The sequence below is a fragment of the Pseudomonas sp. NPDC087612 genome, from assembly GCF_044743505.1.
GTDB lineage: Bacteria > Pseudomonadota > Gammaproteobacteria > Pseudomonadales > Pseudomonadaceae > Aquipseudomonas.
In genome coordinates this window covers 54,524-80,113 of sequence record NZ_JBIUWO010000004.1, presented here as the reverse complement: position 1 = coordinate 80,113, position 25,590 = coordinate 54,524, and the positions used below count along the sequence as shown (strand labels likewise).

The following is a 25,590-nucleotide window of genomic DNA, read 5'->3' as shown; positions in this document are numbered from 1 at the left end:
ACTCCTGAGCCTGTGGCTTCTTGATGAATGCCTGAGTTATTACAGCTTTCGTGCCAACTATTTAATTCATATAAATCAACAACTTATAAATTAAAGAGTCATAACGACAACATCTGCGATATAGTCATTTTGACCCACAGGAGTCTTTATGACCGCAAAATCCCTGCTCACCGCCTTGCTGCCGCTGGTCAGCGACCTGTCCCGCGAATTGCCCGAACGCGAGCGCTACCGGCGCCTGCTCCAAGCCATGCGCAGCCTACTGCCGTGCGATGCCGCGGCGCTGTTGCGCCTGGACGGCGAATGGCTGGTGCCCCTGGCGGTGGACGGCTTGAGCACCGATACTCTCGGGCGGCGCTTCAAGGTCGATGAACATCCACGCTTTGCCGCCATCCTCAGCCGCGAAGAGCCCACCCGCTTCGCCAGCGACAGCGACTTGCCCGACCCTTATGACGGCCTGGTCGAAGGCCTGCATCATCAGCTTGAGGTCCACGACTGCATGGGCTGCCCGCTGTTTGTCGACGAACAGCCCTGGGGCCTGATCACCCTCGATGCGCTCGACCCGGAGCAGTTCCAGCAGGTCGAGCTCGATGCCCTGCAGGCCTTTGCCAGCCTGGCCGCGGCTACGGTCAGTGTTGCCGAGCGCATCGAACAACTGGCCTTGCGCGCCGAAGACGAACACCAGCGCGCCGAGGTGTATCGCCAGGCCAGCGGCCAACAGCACAAGGAACTGATCGGCCAGAGCAAGGCGCACAAACGCCTGCTGGAAGAAATCCGCCTGGTCGGCAGCAGCGACCTGACGGTGTTGATCACCGGCGAAACCGGGGTCGGCAAGGAGTTGGTGGCCCAGGCCATCCACCAGGCCTCGAGCCGCGCCGAGCGGCCGATGATCAGCCTCAACTGTGCGGCGCTGCCCGACACCCTGGTCGAGAGCGAGCTGTTCGGCCATGTGCGTGGCGCCTTTACCGGCGCGGTCGGCGAGCGCCGTGGCAAGTTCGAGCTGGCCAATGGCGGCACGTTGTTTCTCGATGAAGTCGGCGAGTTGTCGCTGAGCGTGCAGGCCAAGCTGTTGCGCGTGCTGCAAAGCGGCCAGTTGCAACGCCTGGGCTCGGACCAGGAGCACCGCGTCGATGTACGCCTGATCGCCGCCACCAACCGCGACCTCGCCGAAGAAGTGCGCGCCGGGCGTTACCGCGCCGACTTCTACCACCGTCTGAGCGTGTATCCGCTGCTGGTACCGTCGCTGCGTGAGCGCGGGCGCGATGTGCTGCTGCTCAGCGGCTACTTTCTGGAACAGAACCGCTCGCGCATGGGCCTCGGTAGCCTGCGCCTGAGCGCCGAAGCCCAGGCCGCGTTGCTTGCCTACAGCTGGCCGGGCAACGTGCGCGAGCTGGAACACCTGATCGGCCGCTCGGCGCTCAAGGCCCTGGGTCAACATGCACAGCGGCCGAAAATCCTCACCCTGGAGGCCGCTGACCTGGACCTGCGCCCGCTCGAGGCGCTGCCGACACAAGCCGAAACACAGCCGCTGGTCGAAGCACCGCTGCCCGTTGGCGACCTGCGCCAGGCCCTGGATGACTACCAGCGCCAGCTGATCCAGGCCTGCCTGGAACGCCACCAGCACAACTGGGCCAGCACCGCCCGCGAGCTGGGCCTGGACCGGGCCAATCTCAGTCGCCTGGCGCGGCGCTTGGGTCTACGCTGATTTCACCGAGTGATTAAAGCCACGGGCTGCCGGGTCGATAACCTGGCATCTCCCCCTATTACTCTGCCCTGAAGGTGCCTATGGCGTCGCAAAATGCCCGCGCGGACTCGCTGTCGCTGCTGCTGTTTACCCTGCGCAGCGGCAAGCTGATGGCGATCAACCTGCTCAAGGTCAGTGAAATCATCCCCTGCCCGCCGCTGACCAAGCTGCCGGAGTCGCACCCCCACGTCAAAGGCGTGGCCACCCTGCGCGGCAACTCGCTGTCGGTCATCGACCTGTCCCGGGCCATCGGCGAACGGCCGCTGGCAGACCCGGACGGCGGCTGCCTGATCGTCACCGACATCAGCCGCTCCAAACAGGGCCTGCACGTGCAGGCGGTGAGCAAGATCGTCCATTGCCTGAGCACCGACATCAAGCCGCCGCCCTACGGCTCGGGGAGCAAGTCGTTCATCACCGGCGTGACCCGGGTCGACAACACCCTGGTGCAGGTACTGGATATCGAGAAGGTCATCCACGGCATCGCCCCGCCGCCCCACGAGGTGGCCAGCTCCGAGCTCAATGCAGAAGATGCTGCGGTACTGGCCGCCACCAACATTCTGGTGGTCGATGACAGCCAGGTGGCCCTGCAGCAGTCGGTGCACACCCTGCGCAACCTCGGCATCGAATGCCACACCGCGCGCAGCGCCAAGGATGCAATCAACACCCTGCTGGAACTGCAAGGCACCGAGCGCGAGATCAACGTAGTGGTATCGGACATCGAGATGTCGGAGATGGACGGCTACGCCTTCACCCGCACCCTGCGCGAAACCCCTGACTTCCAGCACCTCTACGTGCTGCTGCACACCTCGCTGGACAGCGCCATGAACAGCGATAAAGCCAAGGATGCCGGGGCCAACGCGGTGCTGACCAAGTTCTCCTCGCCGGAGCTGACCGACTGCCTGATCGTCGCCGCGCGCACCGTGGCCTTCGAAGAACGCTGACACATACCCGCGAAGCGCTGCGCTTGAATGTGCCTGAGGCTCAGGCACAATTGTGCGCACGTCTTTGCGAGTACCCGCCCATGAAAGCCCTCCTTTTCACCCTGCTCGGTTGCGCTGTGTTCAGTGCCGGCGCCCAGGCTTCCAGCAGCCAGGCCTGGAGCGAGCATGAACAGCAGGTCCTGAAAAGCTGCATCGCCGCCAGCCAGCTCAAACAGGTCAAGGCCCTGGGCAAGGCCGCCGAGTTCGACGACCGCGTCGGTTACAGCGCCTTGCTGCTCGAAGGCCGCTACCCGCAAAAACACATGAACAACCGCAAAGGCACCGAGCTGTGCCTGTTCGATAAAAAACGCAAGGCGGCTTTCGTCACCGAGTGGGCACCCGGCCAACCGTGAACAGCGCACCTGCCTCCGATATCCGTTTCGACTGCACCGGCTGTGGCAAATGCTGCACCGGGCATCATGTGCCCCTGACCTTGAGCGAAGCCCGCCACTGGGCTGGCTCTGGCGGCCAGGTCATCGTCCTGGTCGAAGCCTTCCTCGTCAACGGCCTGGGCCTGCCGGCCGAGCAGCGCGAGCACGCCATGCGCCGCTCCTGGCCGGTGCCCTGCGGCAGCAGCGAAGCCTGGGTGACCATCACCTTCGCCGCCTTCAATCCCGGCCGCTGCCGCAACCTGGATGACGACAACCGCTGCGGCATCTACGAGATCCGCCCGCTGGTGTGCCGCATCTACCCGATGGAAATCAACCCGCACATCCCGCTGCGCCCCGAAGCCAAGGACTGCCCGGGCGAAGCCTGGCAAAGCGGCCCGGCGCTGATCCACGGCAATCAATTGGTCGATAAGCGCCTGGCGGAGCTGATCGAGCGTTCGCGCCAGGCCGATCGCGATGATATCCGTGCCAAGGTTGCCATCTGCCAGGCGCTGGGCATCGATGTCAGCGCGCTCAAGGGCAATGGCTTTACCGCATACCTGCCCGACACTGCCGCGCTTGCCCAGGCCCTGCAACAACCGGCGCTGGAGCAGCCGCTGGCGCCGTGGACGCTGCATGTGGTCGATCCGCAACTGAGCGCCGAGCTTGAAGCCTGCGGCGCGCAGGTGTGCAGCGAACCGGGCTTGTACTACAGCTTCATCGGTTTTTGAATCACCCTACTGGCAGCGCCGCCAGAACTCATCGGCCAGCCGGCGCAGGTCTTGCGCCAGCCCGGCCACGTCGGTGGCGCTCAGGTGGCTCTGCTGGCCGACCTGCACCGTGGCTTCGCTGGCCTGGCGAATGCTGATGATGTTGCGGTTGATGCTCTCGCTGACCTGGCTTTGCTGCTCCACTGCCGCGGCAATCTGCAGGCTCATTTCACTGATCTGGTTGACCCGCAGGCTGATGCCGTCCAGGGCGCTGGCGGCGCGCTGGGCCTGTTCGACACTGTGCCCGGCATGTTCGCTGCTCTGCTGCATGACCTGCACCGCTTCGCGCGCACCATTTTGCAGAGCGCTGATCATGCGCTGGATCTCGTGGGTCGACTGCGCGGTGCGCTGGGCCAGGCCGCGTACTTCGTCGGCAACCACGGCAAAACCACGGCCCTGGTCACCGGCTCGCGCCGCTTCGATGGCGGCGTTGAGGGCCAGCAGGTTGGTCTGCTCGGCGATGCCGCGAATCACCTCGAGCACCCCGGTGATCTCGCTGCTGTGGCTTTCCAGGTTGTGGATAACTTCGGTGGCCGAATTCAGCGAGTTCGCCAGGTTCTGGATGGCGCTGCGGTTGAGATCGACCAGTTGATGCCCGGCCTGGGTTTCCCCTTCGGCCTGATCGGCGGCCTGTGAAGCCTGCTGGGCGCTGCTGGCAACCTGGGCAACGCTGGCGGCCATCTGGTTGATCGCGGTGGCCACCTGGTCGGCTTCGCTTTGTTGCTCCAGGCTGTTGCTGTGGCTGCTTTGCAGCGACTGGGCAAGGCTGCCGGTATGCCCGGCCAGGCGCCGCGAGGTATCGCCGATACGCCCGACCACCGCACCCAACTGGCCCTTGAGCATGCGCAGGGCGAAGTCGATCTGGCCGATGCCGTCGCGCCGGCCGGTGTACAGCTGCTGGCTCAAGGGGTTGTCGGCAATCGCCTGGGCCTGCACGCGCAGGCGCTCCAGCGGGCGCAGGGCAATGAAGATCATCAACGCCGCCAGGCCGCTGGCCACAATCAGCTCCAGCGCACCTTGCCATGGCAGCACCGGCAGCAGCAGGCGACTGATGGCAAACACCGCCGCCAGCGCCAGGGTCACCCCGCCCCACAACTGCCAGCCCAACCCCAGCACCGGCAGACGCTGCCACCAGCGGTTGCGGCCACTGCGCAGGTGGGCGTAACAACGCTCAGCGGCCTCGACCTGCTCCGCACTGGGCTTGGTCCGCACTGACTGGTACTCCATGGCCTGACCGTTGCTGGAGATGGGCGTAACAAAGGCGCTGACCCAGTAATGGTCGCCGTTCTTGCAACGGTTTTTCACCAGGCCCATCCATGAGCGGCCGCTCTTCAGCGTTTGCCACATCTGCGCGAAAGCCTGGGGCGGCATGTCCGGGTGGCGGACGATATGGTGGGGGTTGCCGATCAACTCTTCGCGGGTAAAGCCACTGATCTTGATGAAATCGTCATTGGCGTAGGTGATCTGGCTGGTCAGGTCAGTGGTGGAAAGGATATTGGCGTCACCGGGATAATCCACATTGCGACCGGTCACAGGCAAATTGCTCTTCATCGGAGGCACTCGTTTTTGTCGGGGAGAATCGGCAGGGCGTACGACTCTAGTGGCAAATTTTTGCGCAATCTTGATCCAGCTCAGGACATTGGCACTTGGCCATTACCGAGCTGAAATACACAGAATCTGCTGTGTTGGCAGGTCGGGCCTCATCGCGGGTCAAGCCCGCTCCCACAAAGGAGCGGTGTACGCCAAACCTGTCAGCGCTGTCAGTTAGCGGTCACGCTGCTGACCTGATTGAGCAGCTATAACGCTAAATACTCACCCTTCCGTCCGCGGTGCCCTGCAAGCATGCGAATCAAGCCTCGTTCCCTCGTTATCTGCGCCCTGCTCATCGCCGTGGCAGGCGCCGCGCTGTGGCTGGGCAATCGCCCAACCCAGGAAAAATCCGCCAGCACCAGCGCCATCCCGGTGCGCGTGGTCAGCGTCAAGCAGCAGGACGTGCCGCGCTTTGTCAGCGGCATCGGTTCGGTGCTGTCGCTGCACAGCGTGGTGATTCGCCCGCAGGTCGAAGGGCTGCTGACGCAGTTGCTGGTCAAAGAAGGCCAGGCGGTCAAGCAAGGCGACCTGCTGGCCACCATCGACGACCGTTCGATCCGCGCCAGCCTCGAACAGGCCAAGGCCCAACTGGGCCAGAGCCAGGCGCAGTTGCAGGTGGCCGAGGTCGACCTCAAGCGCTACCGCCTGCTGAGCACCGACAACAGCGTCTCAAAACAGACCCTCGACCAGCAGCAGGCGCTGTTCAACCAGCTCAAGGCCACGGTACTCGGCAACCAGGCCGCGATTGCCGCCGCTCAAGTGCAACTTTCGTACACGCAGATTCGCTCGCCGGTGACCGGCCGGGTCGGTATTCGCAATGTCGATGAAGGCAACTTCCTGCGCGTGGCCGACACCCAGGGGCTGTTCAGCGTGACCCAGATCGACCCGATCGGTGTCGAATTCTCGCTGCCGCAGCAACAGCTGCCAACCCTGCAGGGCCTGCTCACCGCGCCAACCCCGGCGGTGGTGCAAGCCTACCTGGAAGGCGACGGCGACAGCGGCGGCACGCTGCTGGGCGAGGGCAGGCTTAGCCTGATCGACAACCAGGTGGCGGCCAACACCGGCACCATCCGGGTCAAGGCCGAGTTCGCCAACCCGGATGCGCGGCTGTGGCCTGGGCAACTGGTGACCCTCAAACTGCAGACCGCGCTGGATCAAAAAGCCCTGGTGGTGCCGCCGCAAGTGGTACAGCGCGGCATCGACGGCCATTACGTGTACCGCCTCAATGGCGACAAGGTCGACAGCGTGCCGGTCAAGGTGCTGTACCAGGACAGTGTGCTGAACATCATTGCCGGGGTCGCAGCTGGCGACCGGTTGGTGTCCGACGGCCAGTCGCGGCTCAAGCCCGGCGCCCATGTCGAAATCGCCCCTGAGGCACCGCCGCCAGAAGACGTGACCAGCGCCAAGGTGCAGCCATGAACCCGCGCGGCTCGATCAGCGCCTGGTGCATCGACCGCCCGATCGCCACCCTGCTGCTGACCTTCGCCCTGGTGCTGCTCGGGGTCATCGCCTTTCCGCGCCTGCCGGTGGCGCCATTGCCCGAAGCCGATTTCCCGACCATCCAGGTTACCGCGCAACTGCCCGGCGCCAGCCCGGAAACCATGGCCTCGTCGGTGGCCACGCCGCTGGAGGTGCAGTTCAGCGCCATCCCCGGCATGACCCAGATGACCTCCAGCAGCGCCCTGGGCTCGACCAACCTGATCTTGCAGTTCACCCTCGACAAGAGCATCGACACCGCCGCCCAGGAAGTCCAGGCGGCAATCAACACCGCCACCGCGCGCCTGCCCCAGGACATGCCCAGCCCGCCGACCTGGCGCAAGGTCAACCCGGCCGACAGCCCGGTGCTGATTCTTACCGTAAGCTCGGCGCAGATGCCGGCCAACGAGCTCAGTGATTACGCCGAAACCCTGCTGGCCCGCCAGTTGAGCCAGATCGACGGGGTCGGCCTGATCAACATCACCGGGCAGTTGCGCCCGGCCATCCGCGTGCAGGCCCAGCCAGAAAAACTCGCCGCCCTGGGCCTGACCCTGGCCGACCTGCGCCAGGCCATCCAGCAGACCAGCCTGAACCTGGCCAAGGGCGCGCTGTACGGGCAGAACAGCGTGTCGACCATCGCCACCAACGACCAGTTGTTCCACCCCGAGGAGTACGCCCAGCTGATCGTCTCGTACCGCGACGGCGCACCGGTGCACCTGCAGGATGTTGCCAAGGTCATCAATGGCGCCGAAAACGCTTACGTCAAAGCCTGGTCCGGCGAGCAGCAGGGCCTGAACCTGGTGGTGTTCCGCCAGCCCGGGGCGAACATCGTCGATACCGTCGACGGCATCATGGCGGCCTTGCCGGGGCTTGAGCAGATGCTGCCGGCATCCGTGCAGGTGTCGGTGCTCAACGACCGCACCCAGACCATCCGCGCCTCGCTGCACGAGGTGGAGATCACCCTGATGATCGCCGTGCTGCTGGTGATCGGGGTGATGGCGCTGTTCCTGCGCCAATGGTCGGCGACCCTGATCGTGTCGAGCGTGCTCGGTGTGTCGCTGGTGGCCAGCTTCGCCCTGATGTACCTGTTCGGTTTCAGCCTGAACAACCTGACCCTGGTGGCCATCGTCATCTCCGTGGGCTTTGTGGTCGATGATGCGATCGTGGTGGTGGAGAACATTCACCGTCACCTGGAAGCCGGTGACGGCATGCGCGAGGCGGCGATCAAGGGCTCGGGCGAAATCGGCTTTACCGTGGTGTCGATCAGTTTTTCGCTGATTGCCGCGTTCATTCCGCTGCTGTTCATGGGCGGCGTGGTCGGGCGGCTGTTCAAGGAGTTCGCCCTCACCGCCACCTCGACCATCCTGATTTCCGTGGTAGTGTCGCTGACCCTGGCGCCGACCCTCTGCGCCCTGTTCATGCGCCGCCCGCAGCACAACGCCCATGACGCCCCGAGCCGCCTGCTCGGCTGGTACGAGCGCGGGCTGGTCAAGGCCCTGGCCCACCAGCGGCTGATGCTGGGCCTGTTCGGCCTGACCTTCGCCCTGGCGGTGGTCGGCTACATTGCCATCCCCAAAGGCTTCTTCCCGGTGCAGGACACCGGCTTCGTGCTCGGCACCAGCGAGGCGGCGGCCGATGTCTCCTACCCGGACATGCTCGAAAAACATAAGGCGCTGGCCAGGATCGTCGAGGCCGACCCGGCCGTGCGAGCCTTCTCCCATGCTGTCGGAGTGACCGGCAGCAACCAGACCATCGCCAACGGCCGCTTCTGGATCGCCCTCAAAGACCGCGGCGATCGCGACGTCTCGGCCAGCGAATTCATCGACCGCCTGCGGCCGAAACTGGCCAAGGTGCCAGGCGTGGTCTTGTACCTGCGCGCCGGCCAGGACATCAACCTCAGCTCCGGACCAAGCCGCAGCCAGTACCAGTACGTGCTCAAGAGCAATGACGGCCCGGCGCTGAACCTCTGGACCCAGCGCCTGACCGAGCGGCTGAAGGCCAACCCGGCCTTTCGCGACCTGTCCAACGACCTGCAACTGGGCGCCAGCGTTACCCGCATCGACATCGACCGCAAGGCCGCGGCGCGTTTCGGCCTGACCACCACCGACGTCGACCAGGCGCTCTACGATGCCTTCGGCCAGCGGCAGATCAGCGAGTTCCAGACCGAGACCAACCAGTACAAGGTGATCCTCGAACTCGACGCCCGCCAGCGCGGCAAGGCCGAGAGCCTCAACTACTTCTACCTGCGCTCGCCCTTGAGCGGCGAGATGGTGCCGTTGTCGGTGCTGGCCAAGGTCGCGGCGCCGAGCACCGGGCCGTTGTCGATTGCCCATGACGGCCTGTTCCCGGCTGCCAACTTGTCGTTCAACCTGGCCCCCGGTGTGGCCTTGGGCGACGCGGTGCAGATTCTTGAACGCACCCAGCGCGAACTGGGCATGCCCGATTCGATCATCGGCACCTTCCAGGGTGCGGCCCAGGCCTTCCAGAGTTCGCTGTCGAGCCAGCCGTGGCTGATCCTCGCGGCGCTGGTGGCGGTGTACATCATCCTCGGCGTGCTCTACGAGAGCTTCGTCCATCCGCTGACCATCATCTCCACCCTGCCCTCGGCCGGGCTCGGCGCCCTGGCGCTGTTGTGGCTGTCGGGCGAGGATTTTTCGATCATGGGTTTGATCGGCATCGTGCTGCTGATTGGCATCGTCAAGAAGAACGGCATCCTGCTCATCGATTTTGCCCTCGACGCCCAGCGCCACCAGGGCCTGAGCGCCGAAGAGGCGATCCACAAGGCCTGCCTGACACGTTTTCGGCCGATCATGATGACCACCCTCGCCGCCCTGCTTGGCGCCGTGCCGCTGATGTTCGGCATGGGCGCCGGCGCCGAGCTGCGCCAGCCACTGGGCATTGCTGTGGTCGGCGGGCTGCTGGTCAGCCAGGCGCTGACACTGTTCACCACACCGGTCATATACTTGGCCCTGGAACGCCTGTTCCACCGGCGCCAGACGGCCGTGACCATGGCGCAAACCGATGCCAGTTGAGAGCCGACCATGCGTGTGCTGATTATCGAAGACGAACAAAAGACCGCCGACTACCTGCACCGCGGCCTCAGCGAGCAAGGCTTTACCGTGGACCTGGCGCGCGACGGTATCGATGGCCTGCACATGGCCCTGGAAGGCGACTATGCGGTGATCGTCCTCGATGTGATGCTCCCGGGCCTGGACGGCTACGGTGTGCTGCGCGCCCTGCGTGCGCGCAAGCAGACGCCGGTGATCATGCTCACCGCCCGCGAGCGGGTCGAAGACCGCATCCACGGCCTGCGCGAAGGCGCCGACGACTACCTCGGCAAGCCGTTCTCGTTCCTCGAACTGGTCGCCCGCCTGCAAGCCCTGACCCGCCGTGGCGGCGGCCATGAGCCGGTGCAGATCCAGGTCGCCGACCTCTGGGTCGACCTGATCAGCCGCAAGGCCAGCCGCGCCGGGCAGCGCCTGGAGCTGACCGCCAAGGAGTTCTCGCTGCTCAGCGTGCTGGCCCGCAGGCATGGCGAAATTCTGTCGAAAACGGCGATTGCCGAGCTGGTCTGGGATATCAATTTCGACAGCGACGCCAACGTCGTCGAGGTAGCGATCAAGCGCCTGCGCGCCAAGCTCGACGGGCCTTTCGAAACCAAACTGCTGCACACCATCCGAGGCATGGGCTATGTTCTGGAAAACCGTGCCGACTAACTCCATCGCCCTGCGCCTGAGCGCGCTGTTCACCCTGGTGGCACTGGGTGTGTTCCTGGTGATCGGTACCGCGCTGTACAAGCAGGTCGACCGCAGCCTCGACCTGCTGCCCACCGCCGAGCTTGAAGCGCGCTTTAGCGTGCTGGAGTCGTCGCTGACCCGCTACGACACCCGCGAGCACTGGCAGAAGATCACCAACAAACTCAATTTGCTCAGCGAAGAAGACCGGCGCATCCGCTTCTGGGTGGTCAGCGACGGTAGCCCGTTCGAGTATGGCCAGCCAGACGCCAGCATCCGCACCTTTGCCCAGGGCCGGCTGGGCATGCGCGACCTGCACCTGGCCGCCAGCCCCTACCCTTACAAGGTACTGGTCAGCGAACTGCCGGCCATGGGCAAGCGCCCGGCCCTGCGCTTTTTGATCGGCATCGACACCGAGACTTTCTGGCACACCCAGCACACCTTGCTGGTGGCGATCATCAGCCTGTCGGTGCTGGGCGTGGTGCTGGCCTCGTTGCTCGGTTACTGGGTGGCGCGCTATGGTTTGCGGCCGTTGCTGGCACTCTCGGCCGAAGCTCAAAAGCTGGCGCCACCGCGCCTGAGCGGGCGCCTGCAACTGGCCGACCTGCCCCCGGAGCTGGCGCAGTTCGCCAGCGCCTTCAACTCGACCCTGGAGCGGGTCGACCAGGCCTACAGCCGCCTGGAAGCCTTCAACGCCGACGTCGCCCACGAACTGCGCTCGCCGCTGACCAACCTGATCGGTCAGACCCAGGTCGCCCTGACCCGTGGACGCAGCGCCGAGCATTATTTCGAGGTGCTGCAATCGAACCTTGAAGAGCTGGAGCGGCTGCGCAGCATCATCAACGACATGCTCTTCCTCGCCAGCGCCGACCAGGGCAGCAAGGCCACGGCGCTGACCAGCAGCTCGCTGGCCGAAGAAGTGGCGACCACCCTCGACTACCTGGATTACATCCTCGAGGACGCGCGCATCCGCGTGCAGGTCAGCGGCGATGCCCAGGCGCGCATCGAAAAGGCCCAGTTGCGCCGGGCGCTGATCAACCTGCTGAACAACGCGGTGCAGCACACCTTGCCCGAGCAGGTGATCCAGGTGCGCATCGAGGAGCAGGACGGCCAGGTGAGCATCGCCGTGAGCAACCCGGGGCCGGCGATTGGCGAGGAACACCTGGCGATGCTGTTCGAGCGCTTCTACCGGGTGGATGCGGCGCGCAGCAACAGCGGCGCCGGCAACCACGGGCTGGGGCTGGCGATCGTCAAGGCGATTGCGCTGATGCATGGCGGCAGCGTGTTCGTGCGCAGCCAGGCGGGGGCCAATACCTTCGGGATCCTGTTGCCGGCCTGAGGGCCTCATCGCGGGTCAAGTGTACACAGATCCATTGTGGGAGCGGGCTTGACCCGCGATGACTATTACCTTTGACGCAACAGTGCTTATCCTAAAAGTAACTGTTTCTATCACCCATTTCCGACTAATTTAGTCAAACCTAATCCACACTTGCCAAGCAAGAAGGTTGTTGCAAATGTCCAACAGTATGGGTGTTGCCAGCGTATTCGTCCTGTCGTCCCTGTTGCTGTCGCCACTGGCCATGGCTGAAGAATCCCCGGCCTTTGTTGCCCGTAATGCCGAGCGCGCCGCCGTCGTTCAGGAGGCCATTGCCGCACACAAGGCCGAGCAGGCCAAAGGCCTGGAACAGACCGCTTCCAAGGCTCAAGCGAGTGACGCTTCCGATAGCTGATCGTGCCACGTTCCACTCCTTCGACTCCCTCGATGGCCGTACAGGTGACTTGAGCGCCTGTGCGGTTGTCTTTCAAAGCCGCTGCCGATCAGCGGCTTTTTTTCGTGTGTCGAAAAATGCCAGCGCGCTGGCTCGTTTGTTCATAACAAGACCGTCTTTCACACAATAAAAACTGCCGTACATTCACCCCAAGGAGTCCACACCGGTGAACACTGCTTTACGCTTCACCCCACTGTTCGTTGCATTGGCTGCAACGATGCCCTGCAGCGCCCAGGCCGACGAGGAAAAAGCCGAAGGCTTCATCGAAGGGTCGAGCCTCAATGTGCACGCTCGCAACTACTACCTGAACCGCAACCAGCTGTTGCCAGGCGTGCGTGACAACCGCGAATGGGGCCAGGGTTTTCTCGGCAAGTTCGAATCGGGCTATACCCCGGGCACGGTCGGTTTCGGCCTCGATGCCCACGCCATGCTCGGGCTGAAACTCGACGGCGGTGGCGGTACCTCCGGCTCGAGTATTTTGCCGATCAACACCAAGGGCGATGGCGAACCGGGCAAGGCCCACGATTCGTTCTCCACTGCCGGCGCTGCGCTGAAGATGAAAGCCTTCGACACCGAACTCAAGGCCGGCGACCTGTTCCTCACCAACCCGGTGATCGCCGGCGGTGAGTCGCGCATGCTGCCGCAGACCTTCCGCGGCATCAGCGTCACCAACAACAGCTTTGACGGGGTGATGCTCGAAGCCGGCCAGGCCAGCTTCACCAAGCCCTACAACCAGAGCGGCCACCGGCGCATCGACACCTTCTACGGCAAGTTGCAGGACGAGCGCGACAGCCGCCACCTGAACTGGGCCGGGGTGGCCTGGAGCGGCGTACCGAACCTGACCTCGAGTCTGTATGCCGCCGAGCTCAAGGACATCTGGAACCAGTACTACTTCGATCTGGACTACACCTGGCAGCTCAACGAGCGGGTCAGCCTCAACCCCGGCCTGCACTTCTACCACACCCAGGACACCGGCCAGGCGCTGCTCGGGCACATCGACAACAACACCTACAGCCTGCATTTCACCGTCAACGTCGGCTACAACAGCCTCACCGCGGTGTACCAGCGGGTCAACGGCAACACCCCGTTCGACTACATCAACCAGGGCGACAGCGTCTTTCTCGACAACTCGCAGATTTACTCGGACTTCAACGGCCCCAACGAGCGCTCGTGGAAGCTCAAGTACGCCTACGACTTCGCCGGTGCCGGCATCCCCGGCCTGACCTCGATTGTGTCCTACTCGCGCGGTGAGCTGGACATGAGCAAGGTCGACCCCGACAGCGTCGGCTACGGCCACTGGTACAACGCCGACGGCGAGAATGCCCAGCACTGGGAACGTGACGTCGACCTGCAGTACGTGTTCCAGCAAGGCCAGCTCAAGGACCTCTCGGTACTGCTGCGCTGGGCCTCGCACCGTGGCACCCAGGGCTACTCGCACATCGACAACGATGTCGACGAGTACCGAGTGATCGTTGACTACCCGCTGAACATTTTCTGATCGAACCTGTAGGCGCGAGCTTGACTCGCGATGCGATGGGTCTGACCCGTTGCAATCGCGGGGCAAGCCCGCTCCCACATTCGTCAGAATGTCACCATTAAATCCTTGTCCGACAATCCGCGCGCCCCTAGAATACGGCCGCCGCGCAGTAATACCGCACTTTCCAGACGGTCTTCGGCATCAGTGACCATGACGTTGCCCACCCGATCCCAGCGATCCGCCCTGTACAAGTCTCATCCGGAGCTGATCCTCAACCTGGGCAGTTGCCTCGCGGTGCTCGCCATCGTCGCCATCGTCACCTTCCTGTTGATGCGCGAACGCAGCAGCGTCGAACAGGCCGCCGCACGCTCGGCCAGCAACATAGTGCAGTTGATCGAAAGCGACATCGTGCGCAATGTCGAACTCTACGACCTTTCCCTGCAAGGCCTGATCTGGGCCGTGCAGCGCCCGGAACTGCTCGCCGTGCCGATCGAGCTGCGCCAGCAGATTCTCTTCAACCAGGCCGTTACCGCACCAGTACGTGGCGATATCCTCTGGCTCGATGCCAAGGGCGACGTGGTTGCAGACTCCACCAGCAGCATCCCGCGCCAGGCCAATTTCGCCGACAGCAAGGACTTCCAGCAGCATCGCGACAACCCCGACCTGGGCCTGGTCATCGGCCAGCCGTTCAAGGCACGGCTGGGCGACCTGGACTGGTGCATCAGCTTCAGCCGACGCATCTCCGGGCCCCACGGCGAGTTTCTCGGGGTCGCTGCCGGGGCCTTGCGCCTGTCGTATTTCAGCGCCTTGTTCCAGCGCCTGGACATCGGCACCGACAGCAGCATCAACCTGATGAACACCGACGGCGCCCTGCTGGTACGCCAGCCGGGCAGCCCGGATGAACCAAAAATCGGCCAGAACTACAGCGACCGGCCGAACTTCCAGCGCATGCGCGCCGATGTCAGCGGCACCTTTGCCGGGGTTTCCACCCGCACCGGCAAAGAACGGCTGTTTACCTTCGCCCGGGTTGGCGACTTGCCGCTGATCGTCATCGTCGCCCACTCCGCCGACGAAGTCTTCGAGTCGTGGCGGCGCACCGCCGTGCTGGTCAGCGTCGCCACCGGCGTGCTGTGCATCGGCATTCTCTGGCTGACCCTGCTATTGGGTCGCGAATTGCGCCGCCGGCAGAGCGCCGAACAAGGCCTTGCGGCGCTGGCCGCCACCGACAGCCTGACCGGCCTTGCCAACCGCCGGCGCCTCGACCAGGTGCTGCGCCAGGAATGGGCGCGCAGCCTGCGCAATGCCCGGCCGCTGGCGGTGCTGATGGTCGATGTCGATCACTTCAAGGCCTTCAACGACCGTCATGGCCACCCGGGTGGCGATGCCGCCTTGCGCCAGGTGGCCGCAGCGATTGCCAGCAGCATTCGCCGCCCGGCCGACCTGGCCGCACGCTATGGGGGTGAGGAATTTCTGGTGGTGTTGCCGGAGACTGAACTGCCGGGGGCACTGCTGCTGGCCGAACGCATTCGCGCAGCCGTCGAGGCATTGCCACCGTTTGGCGCTGACACGGCGCCGGTGACCGTCAGTATCGGCATCGGTTGCCACACGCCAGGCGCCCAGCAAGATCTCGCGACCTTGCTGGGCGATGCCGACGAGGCGCTTTACCGTGCCAAGGGCAACGGCCGCAACCGGGTCGAGGCTGCGCGTTAAGAGCTGGCGCGAGCCTGGTTGCGCAGGGCCTTGACCTGGTCATGGTTGCGCTGCACACCGTGGTACTGGCGTTCAACCAGGGCGTACACCTCGCTGCTTGGCAGGGTGTTGAGGCGAGCCAGTTTTTCCAGGGCGTCCTTGTAGGCTTTCAGGGCGTGGTCCTCGCCGCGCTCGACTTCGTTGAGCACCGCTTCTTCATCCTTGCCGGTGAGCATCGACTTCAGGTTGACCCAGCCACGGTGCAGGTCACCGCTGACGCTGGTCGAGGTTTCCGGGTCGCCACCGAGGCTGCGCACTTGCTGTTGCAGTTCGGCGGCGGCGCTACCGCACTCACCGGCACGCTGGATGAAGTAGCTTTTGAGCTGCGGATTTTTCACATCCTCGGCAGAGGTTTTGAAACCCTTTTCGCCATCCTTGCTGAACTCGATCAGTTCGTTGAGAACCGAGACCACTTCTTTGTTGGGGGTAGTCATGACGTTGCTCCTTTGCATGAGGGAAGTGCAATAGATCGGAGCAGGGTTCGTGCCAGCCGGCGAACATAAAAAATATCGTTAACTTTCAATAACTTGAAATTAAATGAACTTATCACTTGCACGCGTTCTGCATGAACTGTCCTTTGGCCTTCATGCAGATTGCATGTATGTTGGCCCACCTCTTCAAAGAACAGCCTTGCCATGAACCCGGAAGCCCTCGTCCTGCTGGTCACCCGCGAAATGCCCTACGGCAAATACCAGGGTCGGCTGATCGCCGACCTGCCTGGTCACTACCTCAACTGGTTCGCCCGCCAGGGCTTTCCCAAGGGCGAGCTGGGTAGCCTGCTGGCACTGATGCACGAGGTCGATCACAACGGCCTGAGCGACCTGCTGGTCCCCCTGCGCAAGAAGTACCCGCGCCCGCGCAACTGATCAGGCCTTGGCCGGCTGCACTGTCAGCTCCACCCCTTCACCACGCTTGAGCACGGCATACACCACTGCCGTCAGCAGGCTGCCGGCGACGATCGCCAGCAAGTACCACACGGCATGGTTGATCGCATTGGGGATTAGCATGACGAACAGGCCGCCATGGGGCGCCATCAGCTTGCAGCCGAAATACATCGACAAGGCGCCGGTCAGCGCACCGCCGACGACGCTGGCCGGGATCACCCGCAGCGGGTCTTTGGCGGCAAACGGAATCGCCCCCTCGGAAATAAAACACAGGCCCAGCACCAGCGCCGCCTTGCCGGCTTCGCGCTCGCTCTGGGCGAACTTGCGCCGGGCAATGAAGCTGGCGATGCCCAGGCCAATCGGCGGCACCATGCCGGCGGCCATGGTCGCGGCCATCGGTGCATAACTCTGTGACGCCAGCAGCCCGACCGAGAATGCATAGGCCGCCTTGTTGATCGGCCCACCGAGGTCGACGCACATCATCCCGCCGAGCAACACCCCAAGCAGAATCGCGTTGGTGGTGCCCATGCTGTCGAGAAAATGGGTCAGGCCTTCGAGCATGCCGGCCACCGGCTTGCCGACCACGTAAATCATCACCAGGCCAGTGAACAGGCTGGCCAGCAGCGGGATGATCAGGATCGGCTTGAGCGCCTCAAGGCTGCTGGGCAGGCGCGCCCAGCGGCTGATGGCCTTGGCGCTGTAACCGGCGAGAAAGCCTGCGACGATCCCGCCGATAAACCCCGCGCCCAAGGTACTGGCGAGCAAGCCGCCAATCATCCCCGGCGCCAGCCCCGGACGGTCGGCGATCGAATAAGCGATGTAACCGGCCAGCAGCGGCACCATCAGTTTGAACGCCGCGTCACCGCCAATTTGCATCAATGCCGCAGGCAGGGTGCCGGGCTCTTTGTAAGCCTCGATACCGAACACGAACGACAGCGCGATCAGCAAACCGCCGGCCACCACCATCGGCAGCATGAACGACACGCCGGTGAGCAGGTGCTTGTACACCCCGGTTTTTTCGCTGCGCGCAAGCGCTGCGTTTGCACCTTGCGCGGCAGCTTCTTCGCGGCCTTCGGCCAGGGCTTTTTTCAGTGTCGCCTGGGCCTGCTTGAGGGCAACGCCGGTGCCGCAGCGGTAGATGCGCTTGCCGGCAAAGCGCGCGGTGGGCACCTCGATATCAGCGGCCAGCAGCACCACGTCGGCGTCGGCAATGGCCGCTGCCGACAAGGGGTTACGCGCGCCCACCGAGCCCTGGGTCTCGACGCTGAGCTGGTAGCCCAGTTGCTGCGCCGCCTGCTGCAAGGCCTCGGCGGCCATGAAGGTATGGGCGACGCCAGTCGGGCAGGCAGTGACCGCGACAATCTTCGCGCCGCGCTCTACCGGCGCTGCAACCGGCTCGGCCTCGGGCTGATAAACCACAGCCTTGTCGGCCGCTTCACTGAGAAAGTTTTCGACATCCGCCAGGGCTTGCGCCGGGGTGCTCTGGTACAGGCGCTTGCCGGCGAAACGACGCAGCTCCAGCGGGCCGGTGTTGACCACCAGCACCCAGTCGGCGGCAGCGATCGCCGCCGCCGATAACTGCCGCTCGGGTTGCTGCGGGTCGTGCACTTCAACGCTGGTGCTCCAGCCCTGGCGCAGCGCGGCCGCTTCCAGCAGGCGCGCACTGAGCACACTGGAGACCTGGCCATTGGGGCAGGCGGTGACGATGGCAATGTTCATCTGCAAGCCTCTTGTTGTGCTTCTGTCAGCTGCACCTGGCTTTCCAGTTGCGCCAGTTGCGCCCGGTCGTTGATGCCAAAACCGATCTGGGTCACCGCCTGGGCGGCAATCGCCGTGGCCCGGCGCAGGGTTTGCGCCGGCGTGTCGGCGCTCAGCAGACCATGGACCATGCCTGCCAGCAGCGAATCGCCGGCGCCGACGGTACTGGCTACCGTGACCTTGGGCGGCACGGCGCTGAGGACGCTGCCCTGGCGGAACCAGTTGACGCCCTGCTCGCCCTGGGACACCACCACATGCTCGACACCCTGGCCGATCAACCGGGTTGCAGCTTGTTGCTGCTGGGCAACATCATGCACCGCAGTGCCAAGCACTTCGCTCAGCTCATCGGTGTTCGGCTTGACCAGCCACGGCCCGCAGGCAAGCCCGGCCCGCAAGGCTTCACCGCTAGTGTCCAGAGCCACTTTCAGGCCCATGGCCTTGAGCCGGGCCAGGAGCATCTGCAACCACTGCGGGCTGATGCCCTGCGGCAGGCTGCCGGCCACCACCACTGCATCGTGACCGGGGGCGATCTGCTCCAGGCGGGTCAGCAGTTCCAGGCGCGCCTGTTCATCGACCTGCGGGCCGGGGCCGTTGATATCGGTGACCTGGCCGCAGGCTTCGACCAGCTTGATGTTGCAGCGGGTCTCGCCAGCTACCCGCACGAAGCAATCGGCAAAGCCACGGCGGCCGATCAGGGCCTCGAACGGCGCCAGGTTGTCGCGACCGAGAAAGCCGCCCACCGTCACGCTATGGCCAAGGTCGGCCAGCACCTGGGCAACGTTCAGGCCCTTGCCGGCGGCATGGCTGTGCTGCGCCTGGCTGCGGTTGACCTGGCCGGCCTGCAGGCTGTCGAGGCGGACGGTAAGGTCCAGCGCCGGGTTCAGGGTCAGGGTCAGTATCTTGGCCATCAACGGGTCTCCAGCAGTGCCCGCACTGCGCCGGCACTGCCCTGCAGCAAGGCTTGGCGCGCAAGCTTTTGGGCATGTTCAAAGTTCAGTTCACGTACTTCGGCTTTCACCTCGGCGATGCTGCGCGCGGCAACGCTCAGCTCATCGACGCCAAGGCCGAGCAGCAGCGCCACCGCCTGCGGATCGGCCGCCAGCTCGCCGCACACGCCGACCCACTTGCCATGGGCATGGGCGGCGCGCACGGTGATGTCGATCAGTTGCAGCACCGCCGGGTGCAGGCCGTCGGCTTGCGCCGAAAGGCTCGGGTGGCCGCGGTCGATGGCCAGGGTGTACTGGGTCAGGTCGTTGGTGCCGATGCTGAAAAAGTCCACTTCCTGGGCCAGCACCGGCGCCAGCAAGGCGGCCGAGGGCACCTCGATCATGATCCCCAGTTGCAGGTCGCTGACGCTGATTTCCTCGCGCAGGCGCTCGACCATGGCCCGCGCCTGGCGCCACTCTTCGAGCTGGCCGACCATCGGGAACATGATCCGCAACGGCCGGTCGCCAGCAGCGCGGAGCAAGGCGCGCAGCTGGCTTTCCATCACCTGCGGGCGTTGCAGGGTCAGGCGAATGCCGCGCACGCCGAGGAAGGGGTTTTCTTCCTTGGCGATCGGCCAGTAAGGCAAGGGTTTGTCGCCGCCGACATCGAGGGTGCGCACCACCAGCGGCCGACCGCCGAGGCCATCGAGCACGCGGCGGTACTCGGCCTCTTGCACGGCTTCGTCGGGGGCTTGCGGGTGGGCCATGAAGATCAGTTCGGTGCGCAGCAGGCCAACGCCTTCGGCGCCCTGATCGACCACCGCTTCGATCCCGGCGCTTTCGCCGATATTGGCGAACACCTCGATGGCATGGCCGTCGCGGGTGATCGCAAGCTCCAGGCGCCGGGCCTTGGCGGCGTGCAGGCGTTGCTCGCGGCGGTCGCGTTCGGCCAACGCCCGTTCGAGTTGGTCAGCGGCGGGGGCGACGGTCAGGCGCCCGCGCTGGCCATCAAGCAGCAGCGGCGTACCCGGGGCAATCAGCAGCACGGCGTCGCCGGCCCCCACCACAGCGGGGATGCCCAGGGCACGAGCGACGATGGCGCCGTGGGCGGTGGCGCCGCCCCGAGCGGTCAGAATCCCGGCGACCCGTTGTGGGTCGAGGCGCGCCACATCGGAGGGGCCGACCTCTTCCATCACCAACACATAGGGTTGCTCCGGCGCCGGCACGTCGGCTTCGCCGCACAGCTGGGCCAATACCCGCCGGCCGATATCGCGCAGGTCGGCGGCACGTTCGGCGAGCAGTGCATCGTGCAAGGACTCCTGCTGGCGTGCGGCGGCATTGATCACAGCCATCCACGCCGCCGCCGCGCTTTCGCCCTGGCGCAGGCGCTGGTCGACTTCGTCGGTAAGGTCCGGGTCGGCGAGCATCTCCTGGTGGGTGACGAAAATCTCGCGGATGGCCTTGGCCGGGCTGCGCTGGGTCAGCGCTTCGATTTGTTGGTTCACATTGGCCAACGCTTGCTGCAGGCGTTGCCGCTCGATGGGCAGCGACTCACCGCGCAACGGGTAGTCGAACTCGCGCAATACCTGGATATGCGCCGGGCCGCTGGCAATGCCCGGCGCGGCGGCAACGCCGTGGATCAGCGCGCCCGCTGCCGGTGGCACAAGCTCTGGCTCGGCGATCACCTCGATGACCGCCTCGACGACGGGCGCCAGCGCCTCCACCTCTTCGCCCAGGCCCGCTTCAATCGCGGCCAGCAACGCCGGCAAGGCATCGCCGGCAATGGCGGGTTCGGCGATGATTTCCAGCATCTGCCCACGCCGGGCGCCGAGGCTCAGCAGCTTGCTCAGGCTCTTGGCCGACACCGCCGGCTGGCCGCTGTCGAGCAGGCGCAGGCGAATCTCGCCATCGAAGTTTTTCGCCAGTTGCGCCAGCTCCTTGGCCGGCCGCGCATGCAGGCCGTGAGCATTGGCCAGGCCGATACGCGCGCTGGGCCAGTCGGCAGGCAGCTCACCGCCCAGCACTTCCAGCACGGTGCGGCTGTTGGTGGCGCGGCACAGCTCCTGGCCGCGGCCTTCGATCAACAGCGTGCACAGGCGCTCGAGCAAGGCTTGATGGGCAGCGCCAAGGCTGGCCAGGCAGAACAGGCCCTGCACCGGCTGGCCATTGTGGCGCAGCGGTTGCTGCGGGGTGACGAAGGCCAGGCCCGGCTGGCGCACCGCCTGCTCGCTGTGCAGCCACCACAGGCCCTCGCCCAGCGGCAGCGGGTCGAGCTGCTGCAACACCCCGGCAAAGCCGCCGCCGACACACTGCGCGCGGGTCAGCAGGCGTGCGGCGCGCCATACCAACTCGTCAAAATCTTCGGCGGGCAGGCCCAGGCCGATCATCTGCGCATCCAGCGCCAGCTCTTGCGGCGCGCCTTGCAGCAACTTCAGCAATGCCTCGGCAGAGCTGGCACGGCGCAGGGCTTCGGCCAAGTCCGTCTCGCCCAGGGCGCGGGTCAGCAGTTGCAGCAGGCGCAGGTGCTCATCGGAGCGGGCGGCGATGCCGATGGCCAGGTAGACGATCTGGCCATCGCCCCAGTCCACCCCTTCGGGGAACTGCAGCAGGCGCACCCCGGTGGCATGCACCAGCTCGCGGGTTGCGGGGGTGCCATGGGGGATGGCAATACCTTGGCCGAGGAAGGTCGAGCCCTGCGCTTCACGGGCTTGCAGGCCGGCCAGATAGCCTTCGGCAACCAGGCCGTCGCTGACCAGGCGCTCGGCCAACAGGTGCAGCGCCGCCGACTTATCCACAGCCGACTGGCCCATGGATATCTGCTCCACGGTGAGCTCGAGCATGACCTTCTCCTTTGCAGCACCAGGGCGGTGCTGAGGTATTGTTGTGAATTGTTCAGCTAAGGGCCAGTTGCAATGGCCCTGTCCAGGCGAAGGGATCGGCAGTAAATCGCCTGCTGAAACGTTTAATCTAGATTAACGAGCACGTTACTCGATAATGTGGGATGAATGAAGCCCTGCTTGTCGTATTGCGGGGGGCTGCTCTGCAGCCCATCGCCGGCAAGGCCGGCTCCCACAGGGTTCAGTGCATGCAGCTCCTGTAGGAACTGTGAACAACATTGCCCATGTTGTAGGACAATTGCGACAATGGTCGTCTGCGCCATCCTTCCAGGATCGGCGACAATACCCGGTCAGGCTTTGCAGCCAGTCTCGGTAATAACAAGGAAAATGCGGTGAAACTCAGCGATATCGCGCGTCTGGCCGGTGTGTCCGTCACCACCGCCAGCTACGTCATCAATGGCAAGGCCGAACAGCAACGCATCAGCAAAAGCACTGTCGAGCGGGTGCAGGCGGTGGTCGAAGCCCACGGCTTTACCCCTAACCCCCAGGCTGCAGGTTTGCGCAGCCGGCACACGCGTACCCTCGGCTTCATCCTCCCCGACCTGGAAAACCCCAGCTACGCGCGTATCGCCAAACAACTGGAACAACGCGCCCGGGCCCAGGGTTACCAACTGCTGATCGCCAGCAGCGACGACCAGCCCGACAGCGAGCGCCAGCTGCAGCAGCTGTTTCGCGCCCGCCGTTGCGACGCCCTGTTCGTCGCCAGCTGCCTGCCGCCAGAAGACGACAGCTACCGCGAACTGCAAGCCAAGGGCATGCCGATCATCGCCATCGACCGCAGCCTCGACCCCGCGCACTTCTGCTCGATCGTCAGCGACGACCGCAACGCCAGCCAGCAACTGACCCGCAGCCTGTTGGCCACCCAGCCTGCGCACATCGCCCTGATCGGCGCGCGCCCGGAGCTGAGCGTCAGCCAGGCCCGCGCCGGCGGCTTCGACCAGGCCCTGGAAGGCTTCGGCGGTAACGTCAGCCGCCTGCAAGGCGAAGCCTTCAGCCGCGAGTGCGGCCAGCGCCTGATGAACCAGCTGCTCGAAGACCTCGGCCGCTTGCCCGACGCCTTGGTGACCACTTCCTACGTGCTGCTGCAAGGCGTGTTCGACGTACTGCAAGCACGCCCGGCCGACTCGCGCAGCCTGCAACTGGGCACCTTCGGTGACAACCAGCTGCTCGACTTCCTGCCGCTGCCGGTCAACGCCATGGCCCAGCAACACGGCCTGATCGCTGAAACCGCGCTCAAGCTGGCCCTCGCCGCCGTTGAACAGAAGCAATACCAACCGGGCGTGCACGCCATCGGTCGAACCTTCAAACAGCGAATCTTCCCGGCCTGAACATGCGCCTGATCGACACCCACACCCACCTGGACTTTCCAGACTTCGACCCCGACCGCCCGGCCTTAATGGCCAACGCCCGGGCCGGTGGGGTCGAGCGCATGGTGGTGCTGGGGGTGCATCAGGATAATTGGCAGCGCGTCTGGGACCTGGTGCGCAGCGACTCGCAACTTTATGCCGCGTTCGGCCTGCACCCGGTCTACCTAGACCAGCACCGCCCCGAGCACCTTGTCGAATTGGGCGACTGGCTGACCCGCCTGCAAGGCGAGCGTCAGCTGTGCGCCGTCGGTGAATTCGGCCTGGACTACTACCTGCCCGAACTCGACCGCGAGCGTCAGCAAGCGCTGTTCGAAGCCCAGCTGCAACTGGCCGCGGACTGCAACCTGCCCGCCCTGCTGCACGTGCGCCGCAGCCACGCCGTGGTGATCGCCACGCTCAAGCGCTACAAACTCAAGCGCGGCGGCATCATCCACGCCTTCGCCGGCAGCGTCGAAGAAGCCCGCGAGTACCACAAGCTCGGCTTCAAACTCGGCCTCGGCGGCGCCGCGACCTGGCCGCAAGCGCTGCGCTTGCACAAGGTGCTGCCACAGTTACCGCTCGACAGCGTGGTGCTGGAAACCGACGCGCCAGACATGGCCCCGGTGATGTTCCCCGGCGTGCGCAACAGCCCGGAGCACCTGCCGCAGATTGCCCAGGCGCTGGCTGGGATCATGGGGATTGAGGTTGAGCGGTTGGCTGAGGTGAGTACGGGTAATGCTTGTGAGTTGTTTGGCTGGGCGTAAATCTTTCAGGCCAAAGCGACAATTTTCGGAAACGACCTACATACCCATCAACTTATTCGAATCTAGGCTGCGCTCTCTGACTACAGGGAGTAACGCTTATGGCCAATCATGGATACATGACCATCACCGGCAGGCAGCAAGGGCTGATCTCGGCTGGCTGTTCCACCGCAGATTCAATGGGCAACAAGTATCAGTCCGGGCATTGCGACGAGATCATGGTGCTGGCGTACAGTCATAACCTTTCCAACCTCGGCAACACCCAGAACGCCACCCACCGCCCGATTGTCATCAGCAAAAACATAGACAAGGCATCACCGTTACTGGCTCAGGCGCTGGCCAATCGAGAGGAGCTGAAGTGCCTGATCAACTTCTTTCGAATCTCTTCCAGCGGCCACCATGAGAAGTACTACACCATAGAGCTCAGGGGCGGGATGGTCGTCGATTTGAGAATCGATGTACCCCACGCGGTTCTCCAGCACGACATGGATGCCCAGGAACACCTTGCCATCCGCTATAGCGACATTTTCTGGACTCATCACCTGGCAGGCACCAGCGGTCACGCCTTTTGGGGGGACAAGCAATGGAGCGAATGAAGAAAAAACCTGAACTGCGCTCACACGATCTATGGGAAGTCAGTAGCGCCGCCGCACGCCTGACCAGCTACGCCTGCTCGATCAGTGCCCGCCACCTTGAGGATGATGGTGTACGCATGCAATTCAACCGCGAGCTGGCGTACTACGCCAAGCGCGTGGTCGATGATGTCGAGCAGCGACGCTTGAGCCCTGAGGAAGGGCTTAGAGAAATCCAGGAAGAGCAGCGGAGTTTGCTCAAACAGTCGCAGGAGATATTTTTCAAAGGATTCGGTGTGGCTGTTGGCACCGCTCAGGTCGTAGCTGGCGGAGGTATTTGTTACGCCAGTGTTGGATCCCTATGTGTATTTTTTGGAGTGCCACTTATGGCACATGGAACAAATAACATTTATGAAAATGGGCGAAATCTCGTTACAAGAAGCAATGATACCGAAGGTCCGATTCGTAAGGGATATCAGTCCCTTGCTAAAACGGCCGGCTTTCAAAATCGCGAAGGAAATATCGCATACAACAGTATTGACTTAGGTTTATCGGCTTACGGCTTCGGCAGACATGTACTCAAGAAAGACTCCTGGCGCTTATTTCGCTACCTGAAATCTGACTTCGAGCGGGGCTATAAAAATATGGGGGCAGGGACGCTGGGTTCCGAAGTCATAGCTGACATACTCACTGGAATGCAAATCCATGATGAAATAAAAAAATGATCCCATTAGCATTTATAGGATTTGCAATTATTGGCATTGCGTCTTCTATTTTTTTAAAATTACATTT

21 protein-coding genes and 1 pseudogene are annotated in these 25,590 nt (G+C 64.0%); 16 read left to right on the top strand and 6 right to left on the bottom strand.

What is annotated here, in order from left to right:
- Positions 1–148: 148 nt before the first annotated feature.
- From norR to ACIOVF_RS09225, 4 genes are all read left to right on the top strand, one after another.
- Positions 149–1,702 carry a nitric oxide reductase transcriptional regulator NorR gene (gene norR, locus ACIOVF_RS09240; RefSeq protein ID WP_093379579.1) on the top strand — a complete coding sequence of 518 codons (1,554 nt, stop codon included), beginning with the start codon at positions 149–151 and terminating at the stop codon, positions 1,700–1,702.
- A gap of 80 nt (positions 1,703–1,782) precedes the next feature.
- The gene (locus ACIOVF_RS09235; RefSeq protein WP_045197161.1) at positions 1,783–2,682 is read left to right on the top strand and encodes a chemotaxis protein; all 900 of its coding nucleotides are present in this window, start codon (positions 1,783–1,785) and stop codon (positions 2,680–2,682) included.
- Between the two features lie 80 nt (positions 2,683–2,762).
- Positions 2,763–3,074, top strand: coding sequence for a hypothetical protein (locus tag ACIOVF_RS09230; RefSeq protein WP_093379574.1), 312 nt, complete (start codon positions 2,763–2,765; stop codon positions 3,072–3,074).
- Complete coding sequence (locus ACIOVF_RS09225; protein ID WP_401288973.1) at positions 3,071–3,820, top strand: YkgJ family cysteine cluster protein; 750 nt, start codon at positions 3,071–3,073, stop codon at positions 3,818–3,820. The genes ACIOVF_RS09230 and ACIOVF_RS09225 overlap by 4 nt, the downstream gene beginning before the upstream one ends.
- 6 nt (positions 3,821–3,826) lie before the next feature.
- Here ACIOVF_RS09225 and ACIOVF_RS09220 read toward each other — a convergent pair whose 3' ends face one another.
- Positions 3,827–4,912 (bottom strand): methyl-accepting chemotaxis protein, encoded by a 1,086-nt coding sequence (locus tag ACIOVF_RS09220; RefSeq protein WP_371128667.1) that lies wholly within the window; start codon positions 4,910–4,912, stop codon positions 3,827–3,829.
- 216 nt (positions 4,913–5,128) lie between these two features.
- Positions 5,129–5,410 (bottom strand): annotated as a pseudogene (locus ACIOVF_RS09215) (PAS domain-containing protein); the annotation flags it as partial.
- Between the two features lie 291 nt (positions 5,411–5,701).
- On the opposite strand from ACIOVF_RS09215, the gene ACIOVF_RS09210 reads away from it, so the two are divergent.
- The 7 genes from ACIOVF_RS09210 to ACIOVF_RS09180 all read left to right on the top strand — a co-directional run bounded on the left by ACIOVF_RS09210 (position 5,702) and on the right by ACIOVF_RS09180 (position 15,615).
- Positions 5,702–6,868 (top strand): efflux RND transporter periplasmic adaptor subunit, encoded by a 1,167-nt coding sequence (locus ACIOVF_RS09210; RefSeq protein WP_401288970.1) that lies wholly within the window; start codon positions 5,702–5,704, stop codon positions 6,866–6,868.
- On the top strand, positions 6,865–9,957 hold the full coding sequence (locus ACIOVF_RS09205) for a multidrug efflux RND transporter permease subunit (RefSeq protein WP_045197151.1): 3,093 nt from the start codon (positions 6,865–6,867) through the stop codon (positions 9,955–9,957). The genes ACIOVF_RS09210 and ACIOVF_RS09205 overlap by 4 nt, the downstream gene beginning before the upstream one ends.
- A gap of 9 nt (positions 9,958–9,966) precedes the next feature.
- On the top strand, positions 9,967–10,641 hold the full coding sequence (locus ACIOVF_RS09200; RefSeq protein WP_045197149.1) for a heavy metal response regulator transcription factor: 675 nt from the start codon (positions 9,967–9,969) through the stop codon (positions 10,639–10,641).
- Positions 10,616–11,998, top strand: coding sequence for a heavy metal sensor histidine kinase (locus tag ACIOVF_RS09195; protein WP_401288966.1), 1,383 nt, complete (start codon positions 10,616–10,618; stop codon positions 11,996–11,998). The genes ACIOVF_RS09200 and ACIOVF_RS09195 overlap by 26 nt, the downstream gene beginning before the upstream one ends.
- A gap of 175 nt (positions 11,999–12,173) precedes the next feature.
- Complete coding sequence (locus tag ACIOVF_RS09190) at positions 12,174–12,389, top strand: hypothetical protein (RefSeq protein ID WP_093379544.1); 216 nt, start codon at positions 12,174–12,176, stop codon at positions 12,387–12,389.
- Positions 12,390–12,594: 205 nt separating this feature from the next.
- Positions 12,595–13,926 (top strand): OprD family porin, encoded by a 1,332-nt coding sequence (locus ACIOVF_RS09185; protein ID WP_401288963.1) that lies wholly within the window; start codon positions 12,595–12,597, stop codon positions 13,924–13,926.
- Between the two features lie 195 nt (positions 13,927–14,121).
- Positions 14,122–15,615, top strand: coding sequence for a diguanylate cyclase (locus ACIOVF_RS09180; RefSeq protein ID WP_401289427.1), 1,494 nt, complete (start codon positions 14,122–14,124; stop codon positions 15,613–15,615).
- Here ACIOVF_RS09180 and ACIOVF_RS09175 read toward each other — a convergent pair.
- Positions 15,612–16,088, bottom strand: a complete 477-nt coding sequence (locus ACIOVF_RS09175; RefSeq protein ID WP_045197145.1) for a PA2169 family four-helix-bundle protein — start codon at positions 16,086–16,088, stop codon at positions 15,612–15,614. The two genes, ACIOVF_RS09180 and ACIOVF_RS09175, sit on opposite strands and share 4 nt — an antisense overlap.
- A 201-nt stretch (positions 16,089–16,289) precedes the next feature.
- Here ACIOVF_RS09175 and ACIOVF_RS09170 point away from each other — a divergent pair, with 201 nt between their 5' ends.
- Complete coding sequence (locus ACIOVF_RS09170; protein ID WP_093379533.1) at positions 16,290–16,520, top strand: DUF3820 family protein; 231 nt, start codon at positions 16,290–16,292, stop codon at positions 16,518–16,520.
- Here the strand turns inward: ACIOVF_RS09170 and ACIOVF_RS09165 are convergent, their stop codons facing one another.
- The 3 genes from ACIOVF_RS09165 to ptsP are packed head-to-tail and all read right to left on the bottom strand — an operon-like array spanning position 16,521 to position 22,062.
- Positions 16,521–18,257, bottom strand: coding sequence for a PTS fructose-like transporter subunit IIB (locus ACIOVF_RS09165; RefSeq protein WP_401288960.1), 1,737 nt, complete (start codon positions 18,255–18,257; stop codon positions 16,521–16,523).
- On the bottom strand, positions 18,254–19,204 hold the full coding sequence (gene pfkB / locus ACIOVF_RS09160) for a 1-phosphofructokinase (protein ID WP_401288957.1): 951 nt from the start codon (positions 19,202–19,204) through the stop codon (positions 18,254–18,256). The genes ACIOVF_RS09165 and pfkB overlap by 4 nt, the downstream gene beginning before the upstream one ends.
- Positions 19,204–22,062, bottom strand: coding sequence for a phosphoenolpyruvate--protein phosphotransferase (gene ptsP / locus ACIOVF_RS09155; protein ID WP_401288954.1), 2,859 nt, complete (start codon positions 22,060–22,062; stop codon positions 19,204–19,206). The genes pfkB and ptsP overlap by 1 nt, the downstream gene beginning before the upstream one ends.
- A 389-nt stretch (positions 22,063–22,451) precedes the next feature.
- Here ptsP and cra point away from each other — a divergent pair, with 389 nt between their 5' ends.
- From cra to ACIOVF_RS09135, 4 genes are all read left to right on the top strand, one after another.
- Positions 22,452–23,447 (top strand): catabolite repressor/activator, encoded by a 996-nt coding sequence (cra, locus tag ACIOVF_RS09150; protein ID WP_045197136.1) that lies wholly within the window; start codon positions 22,452–22,454, stop codon positions 23,445–23,447.
- Between the two features lie 2 nt (positions 23,448–23,449).
- Positions 23,450–24,229: a TatD family hydrolase gene (locus ACIOVF_RS09145; RefSeq protein WP_401288951.1), complete on the top strand. Its 780-nt coding sequence runs from the start codon at positions 23,450–23,452 to the stop codon at positions 24,227–24,229.
- 98 nt (positions 24,230–24,327) lie between these two features.
- A complete protein-coding gene (locus ACIOVF_RS09140) occupies positions 24,328–24,822 on the top strand; it encodes an Hcp family type VI secretion system effector (protein ID WP_195885015.1) in 495 nt (164 codons plus the stop codon).
- Positions 24,819–25,523 (top strand): DUF4225 domain-containing protein, encoded by a 705-nt coding sequence (locus ACIOVF_RS09135; protein WP_401288947.1) that lies wholly within the window; start codon positions 24,819–24,821, stop codon positions 25,521–25,523. The genes ACIOVF_RS09140 and ACIOVF_RS09135 overlap by 4 nt, the downstream gene beginning before the upstream one ends.
- The last annotated feature ends 67 nt before the right edge of the window (positions 25,524–25,590 follow it).